The 15,598-nt window shown below is 63.6% G+C and carries 14 protein-coding genes and 1 tRNA gene; 9 read left to right on the top strand and 6 right to left on the bottom strand.

Translation table 11 applies throughout. The features are described from left to right. Nucleotides 1–758, bottom strand: a 758-nt coding sequence (tsaD, locus tag ACY693_RS05230) for a tRNA (adenosine(37)-N6)-threonylcarbamoyltransferase complex transferase subunit TsaD (protein WP_462320774.1), incomplete at its 3' end; no start/stop codon positions are given. Between the two features lie 316 nt (nt 759–1,074). Here tsaD and rpsU point away from each other — a divergent pair. The 5 genes from rpsU to ACY693_RS05205 all read left to right on the top strand — a co-directional run bounded on the left by rpsU (nt 1,075) and on the right by ACY693_RS05205 (nt 5,610). Next, entirely contained in the window at nt 1,075–1,290 is a 216-nt protein-coding gene (rpsU, locus tag ACY693_RS05225; protein ID WP_200249295.1) for a 30S ribosomal protein S21, read from the top strand. 15 nt (nt 1,291–1,305) lie between these two features. Further along, on the top strand, nt 1,306–1,749 hold the full coding sequence (locus ACY693_RS05220) for a GatB/YqeY domain-containing protein (protein ID WP_462320773.1): 444 nt from the start codon (nt 1,306–1,308) through the stop codon (nt 1,747–1,749). Nucleotides 1,750–1,794: 45 nt separating this feature from the next. Further along, nucleotides 1,795–3,534: a DNA primase gene (gene dnaG / locus ACY693_RS05215; RefSeq protein WP_462320772.1), complete on the top strand. Its 1,740-nt coding sequence runs from the start codon at nt 1,795–1,797 to the stop codon at nt 3,532–3,534. Nucleotides 3,535–3,640: 106 nt separating this feature from the next. Further along, entirely contained in the window at nt 3,641–5,458 is a 1,818-nt protein-coding gene (gene rpoD / locus ACY693_RS05210; protein ID WP_462320771.1) for an RNA polymerase sigma factor RpoD, read from the top strand. Nucleotides 5,459–5,534: 76 nt separating this feature from the next. Beyond that, nucleotides 5,535–5,610: transfer RNA gene (locus ACY693_RS05205), tRNA-Ile, on the top strand. A gap of 246 nt (nt 5,611–5,856) precedes the next feature. Here the strand turns inward: ACY693_RS05205 and ACY693_RS05200 are convergent. Together ACY693_RS05200 and ACY693_RS05195 are read right to left on the bottom strand one after the other, a co-directional pair. Beyond that, complete coding sequence (locus ACY693_RS05200; protein WP_462320770.1) at nt 5,857–6,585, bottom strand: MT-A70 family methyltransferase; 729 nt, start codon at nt 6,583–6,585, stop codon at nt 5,857–5,859. Next, the gene (locus tag ACY693_RS05195) at nt 6,582–7,553 is read right to left on the bottom strand and encodes a SphA family protein (RefSeq protein ID WP_462320769.1); all 972 of its coding nucleotides are present in this window, start codon (nt 7,551–7,553) and stop codon (nt 6,582–6,584) included. The genes ACY693_RS05200 and ACY693_RS05195 overlap by 4 nt, the downstream gene beginning before the upstream one ends. Before the next feature lie 226 nt (nt 7,554–7,779). On the opposite strand from ACY693_RS05195, the gene ACY693_RS05190 reads away from it, so the two are divergent. After that, nucleotides 7,780–8,202 (top strand): secondary thiamine-phosphate synthase enzyme YjbQ, encoded by a 423-nt coding sequence (locus ACY693_RS05190; protein ID WP_462320768.1) that lies wholly within the window; start codon nt 7,780–7,782, stop codon nt 8,200–8,202. Between the two features lie 95 nt (nt 8,203–8,297). Beyond that, a complete protein-coding gene (locus tag ACY693_RS05185) occupies nt 8,298–8,597 on the top strand; it encodes a hypothetical protein (protein WP_462320767.1) in 300 nt (99 codons plus the stop codon). A gap of 76 nt (nt 8,598–8,673) precedes the next feature. Here ACY693_RS05185 and ACY693_RS05180 read toward each other — a convergent pair whose 3' ends face one another. After that, nucleotides 8,674–10,938, bottom strand: coding sequence for a glycosyl hydrolase family 57 (locus tag ACY693_RS05180; RefSeq protein WP_462320766.1), 2,265 nt, complete (start codon nt 10,936–10,938; stop codon nt 8,674–8,676). An 80-nt stretch (nt 10,939–11,018) separates the two neighbouring features. Between ACY693_RS05180 and ACY693_RS05175 the strand changes: the two genes are divergently transcribed. Continuing rightward, nucleotides 11,019–12,545 (top strand): DegQ family serine endoprotease, encoded by a 1,527-nt coding sequence (locus tag ACY693_RS05175; protein ID WP_462320765.1) that lies wholly within the window; start codon nt 11,019–11,021, stop codon nt 12,543–12,545. Next, nucleotides 12,545–13,744, top strand: a complete 1,200-nt coding sequence (locus tag ACY693_RS05170; protein ID WP_462320764.1) for a DUF72 domain-containing protein — start codon at nt 12,545–12,547, stop codon at nt 13,742–13,744. The genes ACY693_RS05175 and ACY693_RS05170 overlap by 1 nt, the downstream gene beginning before the upstream one ends. Nucleotides 13,745–13,908: 164 nt before the next feature. Here the strand turns inward: ACY693_RS05170 and ACY693_RS05165 are convergent, their stop codons facing one another. Beyond that, nucleotides 13,909–15,093 (bottom strand): aminotransferase class I/II-fold pyridoxal phosphate-dependent enzyme, encoded by a 1,185-nt coding sequence (locus tag ACY693_RS05165; RefSeq protein ID WP_462320763.1) that lies wholly within the window; start codon nt 15,091–15,093, stop codon nt 13,909–13,911. 88 nt (nt 15,094–15,181) lie between these two features. Then, on the bottom strand, nt 15,182–15,547 hold the full coding sequence (locus tag ACY693_RS05160) for a DUF4870 family protein (RefSeq protein WP_462320762.1): 366 nt from the start codon (nt 15,545–15,547) through the stop codon (nt 15,182–15,184). Between the last annotated feature and the right edge of the window lie 51 nt (nt 15,548–15,598).

The following is a 15,598-nucleotide window of genomic DNA, read 5'->3' as shown; positions in this document are numbered from 1 at the left end:
GTCTCGACCACGGCCTCTTCAAAGGCACGCGCGATATCGGCCCGCGCCTGTTCGGTATCGTCGCGCTCCGCCTGCACCTGCTGCCAGGCATTGAGCGCAAAGGTCTTGAGCCCGCTGAAGCTGAAATCCAGCCCCGGGCGATCGGTCATCGGGCGCGGAAACCGGTAGCGGGTCGGATCACCCTGCTCGGCGAGCCGCGCCAGCGCTGGGCCACCTGGATAAGGCAGCCCGAGGATCTTGGCGGTCTTATCGAAGGCCTCGCCGGCGGCGTCGTCGACCGACTCGCCAAGGATGCGATAGCGGCCGATCGCCTGCACGTCCACCAGCTGCGTGTGCCCGCCAGACACCAGCAGCGCGACAAAGGGGAACGCGGGCGCCGGCTCTTCAAGGAGTGGCGCCAGGAGATGTCCCTCCATATGATGAACGGCGATCGCCGGCACGCCCCAAGCCCAAGCCAGACTGCGTCCGAGCGCAGCGCCAACGAGCAGCGCTCCAACCAGCCCCGGCCCGGCCGTGTAGGCAACGCCTTCGACATCGGCAGCGGCGACGCCAGCCTCGTCCAAGACCTGCTCGATCAGGGGCAAGAGCTTGCGGATGTGATCACGCGAGGCCAGCTCGGGCACTACTCCCCCGTACGCGGCATGCAGCTCGATCTGGCTGTAGACTGCGTGCGCCAGCAGCCCACCGCCGTTGGGTCCGCCGTCGTAGAGTGCGACGCCAGTCTCGTCGCAGGAGGTTTCGATCCCGAGCACAAGCATTCGCTTTAGGTTCCTCGCTGTCAGTTCGTTGTTTTGAGAAACCACATCCCTGCGCGCTTCCCGCTGACTCCGCCAGTGATTGCACCAGTGATTGCACAAGTGATTCCTCGAGATATCCCGGCGGCGAATCCAATCCACCCGAGCCCCTACATTTTGGGTTGCATCATCCGGCACTCACCCGCTATGCTGGCGGATTATCCGATCTTAACCGATCATCGCGTCCTAACGCTGGCATCTGCTCCATGCGGATCGCTTACCAGGCGGCCGGACGCACGCAGCCTGATCCCATCCACTGGACTTAGCAACGGGAGTCTACATGCCCAGCGTCCGCGTCAAAGACAATGAACCCTTCGAGGTGGCCCTGCGTCGCTTCAAACGCTCGTGTGAAAAGGCCGGCGTCCTCGCCGAGGTCCGTCGTCGCGAGTTCTACGAGAAGCCGACCAGCGAGCGCAAGCGCAAGAAGGCTGCGGCCGTTAAGCGTCACCACAAGAAGCTGTCTCGCGAAGCACGCCGTTGGGAACGGACCTACTAAAGTCTCCGAAGCCCCATGTTGAAAGCCCGCCTACAGGCCGACATGAAGTCGGCGATGAAATCCGGCGACAAGGCACGCCTTGGCGTCATCCGGCTCATCAACTCAGCGATCAGGCAGCGCGAGGTCGACGAGCGCATTGAACTTGACGACACCCAGGTGCTAGCAGTGCTTGACAAGATGCTCAAGCAACGCCGGGATTCAGTGTCTCAGTACACCGAGGCTGGGCGCGAGGATCTCGCCGAGAAAGAGCGCTTCGAGATCCAGGTCTGTCAGGAATACATGCCCGCAGCACTCAGCGAAGACGAGCTCGACGCGCTGATCACCGCTGCCATCGCCGACACCGGCGCCTCGGGCATGAAGGACATGGGCAAGGTCATGGGCGTCCTCAAGCCCAAGATCCAGGGACGGGCGGACATGGGCGCCGTCAGCACGACGGTTAAGGCAAAGCTCGCAGGCTGAGGCATCGCAGAGGCGATCGCCACGCCTGCTCCAGGCGTGAGGACGATGGCCGGCAAGTTTCCTTCAGACTTTCGCGAACGCCTCCTCGAGCGCATCGAGATCGCAGATGTCGTTGGCGCGCGCGTTCAACTCAAGAAGGCGGGTGGCCTGCTCAAGGGACTGTGCCCCTTCCACTCGGAAAAGACCCCCTCGTTCGTCGTTACCCCAAGCCGCCAGACCTATCACTGCTTTGGCTGCGGGGCGCACGGCAACGCCATCGACTTCCTGATCGAGCACGATCGGCTCGACTTCCGCGAGGCCATCGAAGAACTGGCGCAGCAGGCGGGGCTCGAGCTGCCGACCGAGACCGCAGCGGCGCCCACCGGCCCCGACCCGAGACCCTATGTCGAGATCCTGGAATGGGCGGCGGCCCTGTATCGACGTCAGCTGCGCGAACATCCGCAGGCAAGGCGCGCCACCGATTACCTGCGCGGCCGTGGCCTCAGCGCTGATGTGGCTGCGCGCTTCGGGCTCGGGTTTGCGCCGCCAGGGTGGGGCTTCTTACTCAAGCAGCTCGGCCAGCGACGCGAATCCCAGGCGCTGCTCGAGCGCGCCGGACTCGTTATCGAGCGCGACAATCGCTGCTACGATCGCTTTCGCGATCGCGTCATGTTCCCGATCCGCGATCGGCGTGGCCGCGTCATCGGCTTCGGCGGCCGCATCCTCGACGAAGGTGAGCCCAAGTACCTGAACTCGCCTGAGAGCCCGGTCTTTCATAAGGGGCGCGAGCTCTATGGGCTCTTCGAGGCCCAGCAAGCGAGCCGCCAGCATCCACGCCTGCTCGTTGTTGAAGGCTATATGGACGTGATTGCGCTGGCCCAGTTCGGCATCCCCTATGCGGTTGCAACCCTTGGCACGGCTACCACACCCGAACATCTGACGCGGCTCCTGCGCAGCGCCCCAGAGCTGGTGTTCTGTTTCGACGGCGACCGCGCCGGCCGCCAGGCAGCCTGGAAGGCACTGGAGCAGGCATTGCCGCAGGCGACTGGCCAGACACCCATCCGCTTCCTGTTCCTTCCCGAGGGCGAGGACCCGGACAGCCTCGTTCGGCAAGAGGGCTCGGCCGCCTTCGAGCAACGGCTGGAGCAGGCGACGCTGTTATCCGATTTTCTCTTCGAGCATCTCCAGGCCGAGCGCGATCTCAGCAGCGAAGAAGGCCAAGCGGGCCTGGATGCGGCGGCTCGTCCCTTGCTCGGCAAGGTGCCAGCAGGCACCTTCCGCGATCTGCTCGAGCGCCGCCTCGCCAAGCTCACCGGCGTCGCGAGCGTTGCGCGTCGACACCTAGGCCCGAGACCCCCTGCGCCCCAAACCTCGACGTCCTTAACACCCATGCGCCTTGCCATCGCGCTGCTGCTCGATGACCCCGCACTGGCTGCCCAGGCCCTGGCAGAGCCCAACGACTGGCGCGAGATCGAGAGCCCCGGCGTCCAACTGCTCAGCGAGCTGCTCGACCTGATTAGCAAACACCCAGATATCTCCTCCGCAAGCTTGCGCGAACATTGGCGTGACACCGAGCAAGACACAATCGTGAAGAAGCTCTCGAATTCTGGGCTCCTCGCCCATATTCCGGCGGAAGGAAAGAGGGAAGAGCTGGTCGGCGCCATCAGGCGCTTAAATCGCGAAGGGCTATCGATCTTGCGTCAGCGTCTATTGTCAAAGGCATCCACGGGTGGCCTCTCCAGCGAGGAGCGTGAGCAGCTGCGGCGCAGCCTCAAGCCCCCTAACGAGGCCGTAACCAAAAACTAGAAAAATCCTTCAACCACTGATATACTGGTGTGTTGCTTGTGCGCGAGCTCAAAGCCTCCCGCCGCCAAGCCGCCCTCTCTCTCGACTTCGCCGTACGGGTATCTGCATGGATCAAGAACAGCAGCAGTCGTCCCAGCTCAAGCAGCTGATCGCAAAAGGCAAAGAACAGGGGTTCTTGACCTACACCGAGGTCAACGACCACCTGCCGCCCGGCATCGTCGAGGCGGATCAGATCGAAGACATCGTCCGCATGATCAACGACATGGGCATCACTGTCCATGAGAGTGCACCTGCCGAGATCGATCAGCTCAGCAACGACTCAGCCGTCGCCGATGACGAAGCGGCAGAGGCGGCCGCCGCCGCGCTGGCCTCTGTCGATAGCGAATTCGGTCGCACGACCGACCCGGTGCGTATGTACATGCGCGAGATGGGCACCGTCGAGCTCCTCACGCGTGAGGGTGAGCTGCGGATTGCCAAGCGCATCGAGGAAGGGCTCAACCAGGTCTCGACAGCGCTCTCGGTCTACCCGCGCACCGTCCAGGAACTGCTCGACCTGTTCGACAAGGCCGACCAAGGCGAGATGCGTCTCACCGAGATCATCGGAGGCTTCCGTGAGGACGACGACAGCGTTCCCGAGCCAACGATCAAGAACGGCAGCTCCTCTGACGATGACGAGGATGAAGAGTCAGACGAAGAGGCCGTCGATACCGGACCGGACCCCGAAGAGGTCGCCCGCCGCGTTGCTGAGCTGCGCACTCATTATCAGAAGTTCTCCGAGCTGCTCGAGCAGCATGGACGCGAGCACCCGGACACTCAGGCCGCTCTGGCGCAGGTCTCCGAGGATTTCCTGCAATTCAAGCTCGTCGCCGGCATCTTCAACCGGCTGGTCGAGATGTTGCGCGAGACCATCGAGCGCATCCGCTCGCAGGAGCGCCAGATCATGGGCCTGTGCGTCGATGGCGCGGGCATGCCACGCAAGGTCTTCATCGATTCCTTTCCCGAGAACGAAACCAATCTCGCCTGGGTCGATGGCCAGATGGCCGAAAGCCCCGACTGGGCCAAGCGCCTTGCGGATGTCGAGGGCGAGGTGCGTCGCGCTCAGCGTCGCCTGCAGGAGATCGAGCGCGCCAACCTGCTGACCATCGGCGAGATCAAGGAGACCAACCGCAAGATGTCGATCGGCGAGGCCAAGGCCCGCCGCGCCAAGAAGGAGATGGTCGAGGCCAATCTGCGCCTGGTCATCAGCATCGCCAAGAAATACACCAACCGTGGCTTGCAGTTCCTCGACCTGATCCAAGAAGGCAACATCGGCCTGATGAAGGCGGTCGACAAATTCGAATACCGCCGCGGCTACAAGTTCTCGACCTACGCGACCTGGTGGATTCGGCAAGCCATCACCCGATCGATCGCCGATCAGGCGCGCACCATCCGCATCCCGGTGCACATGATCGAGACCATCAACAAGCTGAACCGGATCAGCCGGCAGATGGTGCAGGAGATGGGCCGCGAGGCAACGCCGGAAGAGCTCGCCGAGCGCATGGAGATGCCCGAGGATAAGGTCCGCAAGGTGCTCAAGATCGCCAAGGAGCCGATCTCGATGGAGACCCCGATCGGCGATGACGAAGACAGCCACCTCGGCGACTTCATCGAAGACTCGACGGTCGTCTCTCCGGTCGACTCCGCCACCTCGGAAGGTCTGCGCGAAGCGACTCAAAACATGCTCGCCAGCCTCACCTCACGCGAGGCCAAGGTCCTGCGCATGCGCTTCGGTATCGACATGAACACCGATCACACCCTGGAAGAGGTTGGCAAACAGTTCGATGTCACCCGCGAGCGCATCCGCCAGATCGAGGCCAAGGCCTTGCGCAAGCTGCGTCATCCAACCCGCTCCGAAAAACTGCGCAGCTTCCTAGACTCTGATTGACACAAATTGGCTTACCTCGCCAACCGCGCAGGGAAGCGCCCTGCGGCAACCCCCCAAGTTGCCGCACCCCACTCCCGGGCCGTTAGCTCAGCGGTTAGAGCAGGGGACTCATAATCCCTTGGTCGTAGGTTCGAATCCTACACGGCCCACCAAAATCAGACCCTTAGGTTCGTATCAAGGCGCTAGTAGCACCCTACTTGGCATGGTTTCACAGCGCCGGCGGTAACCGCAGTGGTACCGGTAAAGCTGAAGGAAAAGCTCTCTGCAGTACCGAGTAGCCAACGTGCCTATAGAATCCCTGTTCGGGCTTGGGGCGTCCATAGGCTAGTCCAGGTGTTGGCTAGCGTAGAAGTCAGTCAAACACCGGACCTTGCTGCCCCGGTTCATTCAAACCGTTTCTAGCCGACAACCCCTGGGCACCGAAGCGACGCAGACGAATACGCGTACGTGGGCCAGTCTGGCGTGTAGTCGTCGGCCTGATTGCCCCAGCTATCCCATTGCGGGCGCGGGCCACGGGCGAATAGCTCCAGGTACGGCCCCCAGCTGCAGGCCTCGATGATCGGGTATTGCTCGTCGGGCTTGCGCGAATGCTCGCGTTTGCGGCTCTTGATCACATTGACCTGACGCCGTCCCGGAGGCAGGGTGCGCGCATCTTTACCACGGACGCCAAACAGCAGCATCTCGGTGGTGTTGCGAAAGTAGAAACCGACACCTCGCCCATCCGGCTCGCCGTCTTTGCGGACCTTCTGCCAGATGATGTTGGTCTTGTAGGTAAAGCCCCAGGCGGCCATCACCCTGAGGCCTTCCTGCAGCAGGGCGTTCGGCACCCACAGGTAGAGATGCGCCGGGTCAGCGGCGATCTGCTCGACGGGCAGGTCGCAGATGCTGTCCAGTGTCAGCGTGCCGTAACGGCTTAGGCGCTTATGCTCAGGAGCAACCTTACCGGTCTTGTTCTGGAACTGCCATGGCGGGTCCGCCAGGATGGTTCCATAACGCTTCGTACCCAGGCTGTCGAGCAGGTCGCGGGCAATGATCGCGCTCGTTTCAGACGAGCGCCCAGCCGCGGTGCTGGCCGGGCACTCGGGTGTCGCGGCGGCTGCGCGATTCGTGCTTGAGCGCTCGCTCAATGGAAGTGATGCACGTAGCGCAGGTTGAAGCGGCTGCCTTCGGGCCGGTTCTCCGCATCTGTCTCCCAATAGGCATTAAAGAAGATGTGGTCGTGCTTTGAGAGGTGGTAGACCAAACCGGGGCCGAGACCAAGCACCTGCTCCTGACTGTCGCTGATGCGCTTGCCGTCTAGACGCTTGTCGGTGATCTCCTTGAGGTAGTAGCCGTTGAGTCCGAGTCGCAGCTGCCGCGGGATGACCTCATAGGCGCTCGCAAGGTTGAGATGGATGGCCTGCCCCGCTTGACTATCATCGACCCCGAGCAGACGGAATGGGTCATTGTTCTCGGCGTTCCAGAGATAATGCAGTCGCCAGGAGACCGTCCACTTGGGTGTCGCAAAGAACGTGGCGGCCCAGTACGGATCAAACGAGAAGACATTGCTGCCCGGATTGATGGCCTTTTCGGCATCGTAGTCGCCGGTCGGAAGGATCATCTGCAGCTCCACCCGCTGCACGAAACGGGGTCCATTGGGGCCCATGATCGGGTCCCACTGCAGGAAGGGCCCCACCAGCAGGTCGCCCAGGTTGGCGTTGCTCGCCTGGATCGGGCCATTGTCGGGATCGAGGCCCAGACCAGCATAGGGCAGCATCAGGTTCAGCCCCCACTTGCCGTTCAGGAGTAGCGGCTGATCGGATTGATAGACGAGCTGGGTAAGGCCGATATTGGCATCGACCTCGGCAGTGCGCAGCCCCTGTGGCGTCGGGATCAGGGCGTTGTCGCCATCGGCGTCCTTGACTCGGCCCGAGCGATAGAGCTGGACGTATTGCTGTGCGTACCAGCCAGGGCCAGACGGTGGAGCGCCGTCGAGGAAGCTGGTGAAGCCGAGATTGAGTGAGGGCAGATCATAGGCTGCAAGGGGCTGACTCAGAAGCCCACCCAATAGCCCGGCCAGGATGACGAGGTTGCCTAGGGGTTGTTGTATTCTCATCTCGTGTGACTCATCTTGTCGTTGCGTCCGCGCCGCCGGGTATCAAGCCACAACCATAAAGACCTGCGCCACAGTGGATCGCTCAAGCGTTGCCGCAGCTCAGTGAACGGTGCAGCAACGCTGCCCGTTCCGGCAGGTCGCAACCATTGTGCATAGTAGAGCTGCCTGGCACCATTGACCGATATACAGTCCAATCCGGGCCTCGCATCAAAGGCTCGCGCAACCGATGCAGATTCACCAGGCGACCGTTTCCCTATCGACACGCGCTCGCGGACCGATCGAGGTCAGCGACCGCGTCGCTCAGATCATCCGTGACTCGGGTATACAGACCGGCCTCTGCCAGGTCTTTTGCCAACACACCAGCGCCTCGCTGCTGATCACCGAGAATGCTGATCCGACGGTGCTGCGTGACCTGGAAGGCCATCTGCAGCGCCAGATTCCCGATGGCGACCCGCACTATGATCATGATCAAGAAGGCCCGGATGACATGTCGGCGCATATCCGTAGCGTCCTGACCGGGCCGGGTCTGACGATCCCGATTCGCCAGGGTCGGCTCGCGCTGGGCACCTGGCAGGGGCTGTTTCTGTGGGAGCATCGCACACACAGTCATCAGCGCACGCTGGTGGTGACCTGCCTCGGGTCCGCTTAAGCAGCTTTGCCTAGGCGAGCCAGCGCAGGGAAGGCAACTCGGTGAAGCCTGTGCTTGAAGCGCCTCAGGCGAGATTAACTCAAGAGCGTATACGCATGTCCCAGTTCAACAGCGCCTTCAATGTCGAGCGAATTGATGAGTCGATCGCGATGCTCAAGCAATATCTCGATGCTGAAACACTGACGCCATTGCTGACGGTCTTGGACGAGATGGCGAAAGCACCGGACGATGCGACCTTACTCGATCGTCTATCGGACACAGTGGACGACATGGGCATCCTGCAGGGCGCCGTGCTGACCTATGCCCCCTATATCGCGATTCTGTTGTCCGACCAAGCATTCCCGGATACTGACGCCGACGATGATCTAGTTGATCACGAGCTTCCAACCCACTAGCAAGCAGCTGTCGGCGATTGCGGATGATGCTCGAACACTAGCCCCTCCTTCACGACCTCAGCATCAAGCCAAGACATCAAGCCAAGAAGATCCGCTCCAGGCTGCCGCGCGTGACATTGCCGCGCTGGTCCTCGGCCTCAATGAAGTAGCGGATGTCACCGGCGCCGACCGGCAACTGCACGGTGACGTAGTGGGCGATCAGCACGGCGCCGGTCTGCGTCGGATAGGGGCCGTGGTCGTGCATCGGCAGACGCTGCTCGCCTGCGTCGCTGCGCAGTATCAGCTCGACCCGCTTCAGCCCCGAGCAGTCGGCGACGAAACTGTGCACAACCGCCTCGCGCGGGGCATCGAGCAGGCAGCCCTGCCCCCAGCGCTTGCCACCCGGATTCTCGGGCACGATCCAGGGCGGGAAGATGGTCGGCCCGCGGCGGTCGCGGCCGGCGGCGAGCAGCGCGTCGATCTCGCCCTCGAGGCGGCTGTGGCCGAGATTGGCGGCATCAGTCACCTGTTGGTCCCAGACCGTCTGGCCGGTCCAGTACCAATAGCAGCTGGTCTCGGCAGTCAGCAGCAGCCGAATCGCCTCCGGCAGTGACGGATGCTCGGGGACGCTGTCCTCGAGCGTGTGCACCAGGTCTTGGAACGCGGTGAGCACCGCCCAGGAGTTCAGGTCCGGCGAATAGGGCTGATCGTAACGACTGAACCACTTCATGAACTGCGGATCGCCGTTGTCGGCGCCGGCCCAGGAGCCGGGCTCGATGTGGGCAACTTGCGCTGGGTCGGGCGGGAAGCGCTGCAGATAATCCTCGGCTGTGGTCAGCTCGAAGCGCGGATCGCGCTGCAGCCATTCGACCAACTGGCCGGTGTTGTGGTGGTAGTAGCTGTCGGCGCCGCCGCCGTGGTTGTCGCCGTCGGAGTGCAGCAGGAAGAACGGCGGATGCTCCGGATCGAAGCGACCGGTATCGACGATCTGCTGATAGAGCTGGCCGAGCACGTCCGGATACTGCAGGGCGCCGAAGCCACCGCGCGCATCCTCGTTGCCGATGTAACGTTCGGCCGGGATCGCGATGAGCTTGTGCAATTGGCCTTCGGCATCCTCGTAGCCCACATATTCGGGCCGCAGCAGACTCGGGCTGATCTTCGAGGCCGCCCAGATGTTGTGTAGCTGCAGCCAATCGTCGACCGGCGGATTGACCTGGTCGGCCGGATTCGGTGGCAGCATGCCCTCCTCCATGCCGGCGTACGGATAACCCTTGCAGGCCCGGAAACGATGGATGGAGTCATAGATCACCGCCTCGACGCCGGCCTCGACCAGCGCGGGAATCATACGCACATGAAACGCGGTCTCCGGCGGGAACAGCACGCGCGAGGCCTCGGCCCCGAAGACGCGCTGGATCAAATCACGATGGCGCTGGATATTGCGCACGATGTCGCGATGCGGGATCAGTGGCATCAGTGGATGATAGAAACCGAACGCCGAGAACGCGATGCGCGGGTTGCCAAGCGCGGTCTTCGCATCCGCCATCTCGCGCAAGGGTCGATTCCAGCCGCCGAAGCGTCCACCGCAGCGGCCCAGCTCGGCGCAGCGCTCGAGCTGCTCGATGAGCGTGCCACTCCAGCTCGTCGACAGCCCCGCATGAGCCAGACCGCCATCGATGTACTGACGCACCGCAGCAGGGACGAAGTCCGTGTAGTTGCCACCGCGCGAGCCAAAGATCTCGTCCTTTTCGCCATCCCAGGCATCAGGATCGGTGGTGTTGTAGTACGGCTGGTGCATGTGCTTGTGGATGCCGAAGTAGATCTTGACCTCGGCACCGTTGCTCTGCGCGGGCTGAATTCGTGCGCTTGCGGATCGTTGCTCGCCGCCTGCCTGTGCCGCACCTTCGGCTGAGCCAGCACCCTCTGCTGGCGCTGTATGGCCACTTCGAGCGCCGCCGGGCTCGTCGCCTGCTTTGGCACCGGAGCCCTGCTGCAGATCAGATGCCGCTTCAGCGCCAGCGCGCTCGAGCCGCACTTGGGCGAAGGTCTTGATCCAATCGCCACCGCCGGCCTGCTGGATCTCGGCTCGCTGGCAGCCTTCGATCTGCAGATCAAGCCGATCGCCCGAGGCACTGCCGGCCGGCACGGTCGCCTGGTAATGCCAGCGTCCGCTGCCTTCCTCTGAGCTGAGGATGGAGTCGCCATTGATCAGGGTCTCGCGCCCAGAGGCGCGCAGGATCACTTGCGGGAAGGGGATCTCCCCGTCGGCGCTGAACGCCACCCGGAAGGCGGGGTAGCGGCCATCGGCGGCGACCTCTAGCCGGGCCGGGCAGTCGATACTGAGGAAGCGGCTGAAGATGGGCATGCGTTTGGCTCCTTCGATCGGTGTCAGGGGTATTGTACGATTGTCCCCACACCCCATGCTGACAACGCCGCTTCCGCCCGTTGCTGACCATCAACGGCATGCAGAGCGGCAACTCCTCTCGCATCAATGGCAGCTTGGTCGCTTGGATCGATGCCTTGATGGAAAACAACAATCGCAGGCACCATTGGACACTCATGTCGTTGTTACAGCACCGCGTTCTCGCTGCATCGGCCTTCACGCCTAAGGTCCGTACCCTCTGCGCCACCTTGCTTGCCACCTGGCTGGCACTGACGACACCGCTAGCGCTGGCCGTACTGCCGGCGGCGGTCGATGGCGACCCGCTGCCGTCGCTGGCGCCGATGCTCGCGAAGACAGTCCCGGGCGTAGTCAACGTCTCGACCGTGACCGAGATCGCGGCGACCGAGCATCCGCTGCTGCGTGATCCGTTCTTCAGACGCTTCTTCGACATCCCCGGCCATCAGCGCAATCGCGAGAGCCAAAGCCTGGGCTCGGGCGTGGTCATCGACGCCGAGCGCGGCATCATCCTGACCAACCATCACGTGGTGCGCGCTGCCGATACGATCCGCGTCACCTTCGATGATGGCCGTCGACTCGATGCCAAGCTGGTCGGCTCCGACCCCGAGACCGACATCGCCGTGCTGCGGGTTGACTCCGATGACCTCACCGCAGTGCCGCTGGCCGACTCGGACGCACTGCAAGTCGGTGACTTCGTGGTCGCCATCGGCAGCCCGTTCGGGCTCGCGCACACGGTCACCTCCGGCATCGTCAGCGCGCTTGGGCGCACCGGGCTCGGCATCGAGGGCTACGAGAGCTTCATTCAGACCGATGCCTCGATCAATCCCGGCAATTCGGGTGGCCCCCTGGTCAACCTGCGCGGCGAGCTGGTCGGCATCAACACCGCGATCCTCGCCCCCGGTGGCGGCAATGTCGGCATCGGCTTCGCGATCCCGACCAACATGGTCAAGACCGTCGCCAGCCAGATCCTCGAACATGGCAGCGTGCGCCGCGGCCTGTTCGGCGCCGGCGTGCAGGATCTGACCCCGGAGATCGCCTCCGCGCTCGACATCGAGCTGTTTCGCGGCGCGGTCATCGCCACCGTTCAGCCGGACTCCCCGGCTGCCGAAGCCGGGCTGAAGCCGGGCGACATCGTCACCAGCGTCGACGGGCGCCTGATCGCCAGCGCTGGCGATCTACGCTCGCGCGTCGGTCTGCTGCGCCCTGGCACCGAGATCGAGCTGGAGATCCTGCGCAATGGCAAGCGGCGTCGCCTGCAGGCGGTGATCGAAGACCCCTATGCCGACTTCGTGCACGGCGAGACCCTGAGCCCGGCGCTCGAGGGCGCGCTGATCGGCGAGGCCATTCGGCGCAGCAACCGCACGCGCACCGGAGTCGTCATGGTCGGACCGCTGCGCCCCGGCAGCCCGGCCTGGCAAAACGGCCTGCGCGAAGGCGATCTGATCGTACAGGCTAATCGGCGGGCCATCGCTCGACTCGATGATCTTGCCCAGGCACTACAATCAGCTGGCGGACTCTACAGCGCGCAGGTGCTGCGCGATGACCAGCTGCTGCTGCTCTCGCGACGCTGATGGAGCAGCTGAGTCTGCTTGACGGGCTAGAGGCGGGGAGCTCGCCTGATTCGCTCGATGCAGCCGCTGGACGCGATGGGCTTAGTCACCCGAGCGTCTCGGTGGCAAGATGCCAAGGGGATGGGGCCTTTGGATCAGATACGCTGGCGAGCAACGGCCAGGATTCACCGCCGGCACGCAACGAGCTGCCTGCGGCCATTCCCGCGGCAACGCCCTCAACCGATATCCAACAGCTCGCCAGCGCGCTCGGCAATGGACTCGGGGATGGACTCTACAGGGGGCTCTATCTCGGCACCTCATCCTGGTCGTTCCCCGGCTGGTCCGGTCTGATCTACGGTGCCCCCACCGACAAGGCCAAGCTGTCGCAGCGAGGTCTGCCCGCCTACGCCAAGCACCCCCTGCTACGCAGCGTTGGCATCGATAGCGGCTTCTATGCGCCGCTGGATGCCAGTCGGCTCTCGCAATGGGCTGAGCAGGTGCCGGTCTGGTTCCGGTTCGTCGTCAAGGCGCCTGCCCTGATCACCGATCGCCATCGGCGCGCCGCGCGCGGACGCCCTGTCGGCCTCAACCCGAGCTTTCTCGACCCGAGTCGGGCCACAGAGGTCGCCGTGAAGCCCTATCAGGAAGGCCTGGGCACCAAGGCCGGCGTCTTGCTCTGGCAATTCCCCCCGCTCAGCGGAGCTGAGCGGATGGCGCCTCGCCGCTTTGCCGAGGCGCTCTACCGTTTCCTGATCCGGCTGCCGAAGGGACCGACCTATGCGGTGGAGGTGCGCGACGCTAACCTGTTGACGCCCGATCTCGCCGCTGCGCTGCATCATGGCGGCGCCGTTCCCGGACTGGCCCTGCATCCGCGCCTGCCGCCTCTGCCCCAACAGCTCGCCTTGTTCGCGGACGCTGCCGACGACGGCCCGCTGATGATTCGCTGGCTGCTCCGCCGCAACCATGGTTACGACGAGGCACGCGCCCAGTATGCCCCCTTCGATCGGTTGTGCGAGCCCGATCCCGAGAGTCGCGCCCAGATCGCCAGTGCGATCGTTGCCGCACAGCGACAACAACGCCCGGTCTTTGTCATCGTCAACAACAAGGCCGAGGGCTCAGCTCCGCTCAGCCTGATCGAGCTCGCCAGGTCGATCGCTGCCAAGATCGAGGCCAGTGGCGCTCTTGAGGGGCAGGCCCTCGGATACCAACTAGCGCGCTAGCCAGGCGGTCTTCACTCACCGTCACGCCGGCAGACTGACCGCCGAGGGAGGGCATGAGGTCTCGACTGGCTAAGGCGTCTCAAGTCACTCGCATCAGGGCGATAGCGGCCCACAAGCTCCAGCGAAAGGGTTAAGGCCCTGGCCTCATCTCTAAGCGCGTCGGATCAACGACGCCCAAGCCATTGGCGAAGTCGCTCGACGGCCTCTTGTAGCCGCTCGAGCGGCGCGGCATAGGAAAAGCGCAGATGTTCGCGGTTGCGGTAATCGCCGAAATCCCGCCCCGGCGTGATCGCGACGCCGGTCTGCTCAAGCAGCTCCTCGGCAAAACGCTGGCTGTCGTCGGTGAGATCGCTCACATCAGCGTAGACATAGAAGGCGCCGGCCGGCAGCGCGGGGATCTGAAAACCCAGCTCGCGCAGCGCCGGTACCAGGAAGTCGCGGCGTCGCTGGAACGCCTGGCGGCGCCGCTCCAGCTCGGCCAGGGTTGCGGGCTCGAAGGCCGAGAGGGCCGCATACTGAGAAACCGTTGGCGCCGAGATGAACAGGTTCTGGCACAGACGCGCGACTGCATCGCCATAGGCCTCGGGTGCAACCAGCCAGCCCAGCCGCCAGCCGGTCATGCCGTAGAATTTGGAGAAGCTGTTGATGACGAAGAGGTCATTGCCATCGTGGAGTGCGCTGCGCACTGGTGTGTCGTAGACCAGTCCCTGGTAGATCTCGTCAACAACCAGGGTGCCGCCGAGTCGCCGCACCTCATCGGCGATGGCGCTCATCGGCTCGGGTGCAATCAGACTGCCGGTCGGATTCGCGGGCGAGCCGAGCAGCACCGCTCGGCTGCGCTCGGTCCAGTGTGCGCGGATCGCATCGGGCCGGAGCTGATAGCCGGTCTCCGGACCACAGGGGATGCGCACCGGCACCCCACCGAAGAGCTGAATGAAGTTGGCGTTGCAGGGGTAGCCAGGATCGGCAAGCAGCACCTCGTCGCCCGGATCGAGTAGGAGCGCGAAGCTGACCAACAGGGCCGCGGAGGAGCCTGGGACCAGCGCCACCCGCTCCGGTGCCGGGCGTGCCGCGACAGGATATTGTGCGGCGATCAGGGCGCGCAGCCCCGACAGACCTTGAGCGGCCGTGTAGCGCGTCTGGCCTGCCTGCAGTGCTGACTGAGCGCGCGCGACGATCGGCTCCGGCGTTGGAAAATCGGGCTCGCCGATCTCGAGGTGGATCACATCCCGACCCGCCTGCTCCAGCGCCTGCGCCTTTGCCAGCACCTCCATCACATGAAAGGGCTGGATCAGCGCCATGCGCTGGGCCATGCGCTGGGCCATGTGTTGCGCCAAGCCGCTTGTCATGGCATTGCTGCCGTCTGCGACCCGCAACGCATGGAGGTGCAAGTCCCGACTAGCGCCCCTACCACGAACTTGTCTTGCGCAGCACGCACTATTTCGGCCAGAGCCAGGTTTCGATGTCGGTCACCGGCTCACGCCGCTCGAGCTGTTGCATGCCCTTGACACAGCGCAGGATGAGCCAGATCAGCCAGAACAACAGCACCAGGAAGCCGATCAGCGCCACGCTGAGCAACAGCCCCAAGACGACATAGAGCAGCCCGATCCAGAAGGTTCGGATCTGGAATCGATAATGGCTGCGCAGCCAGTCCGGTGCATCGCCGCGATACACATAGGCCATGATCACGCCAACGACGCCGGTGACACCAACCACCAGACTGACCAGGTAGAGGATGTAGATGATCTGGGCGTTAGAGGTAGAGGCAGCGTCCGGACTAGGAGGCGGCTCGATAGGATTCATCATCGATCTTGCTGAAGATTACAGCTACGCTGTCGTCGGTGAGCCAAGCAG

It is taken from the genome of Halochromatium sp., assembly GCF_054919635.1.
The sequence above is the reverse complement of the archived record's forward strand: the minus strand, read 5'-3'. Positions and strand labels throughout refer to the sequence as shown.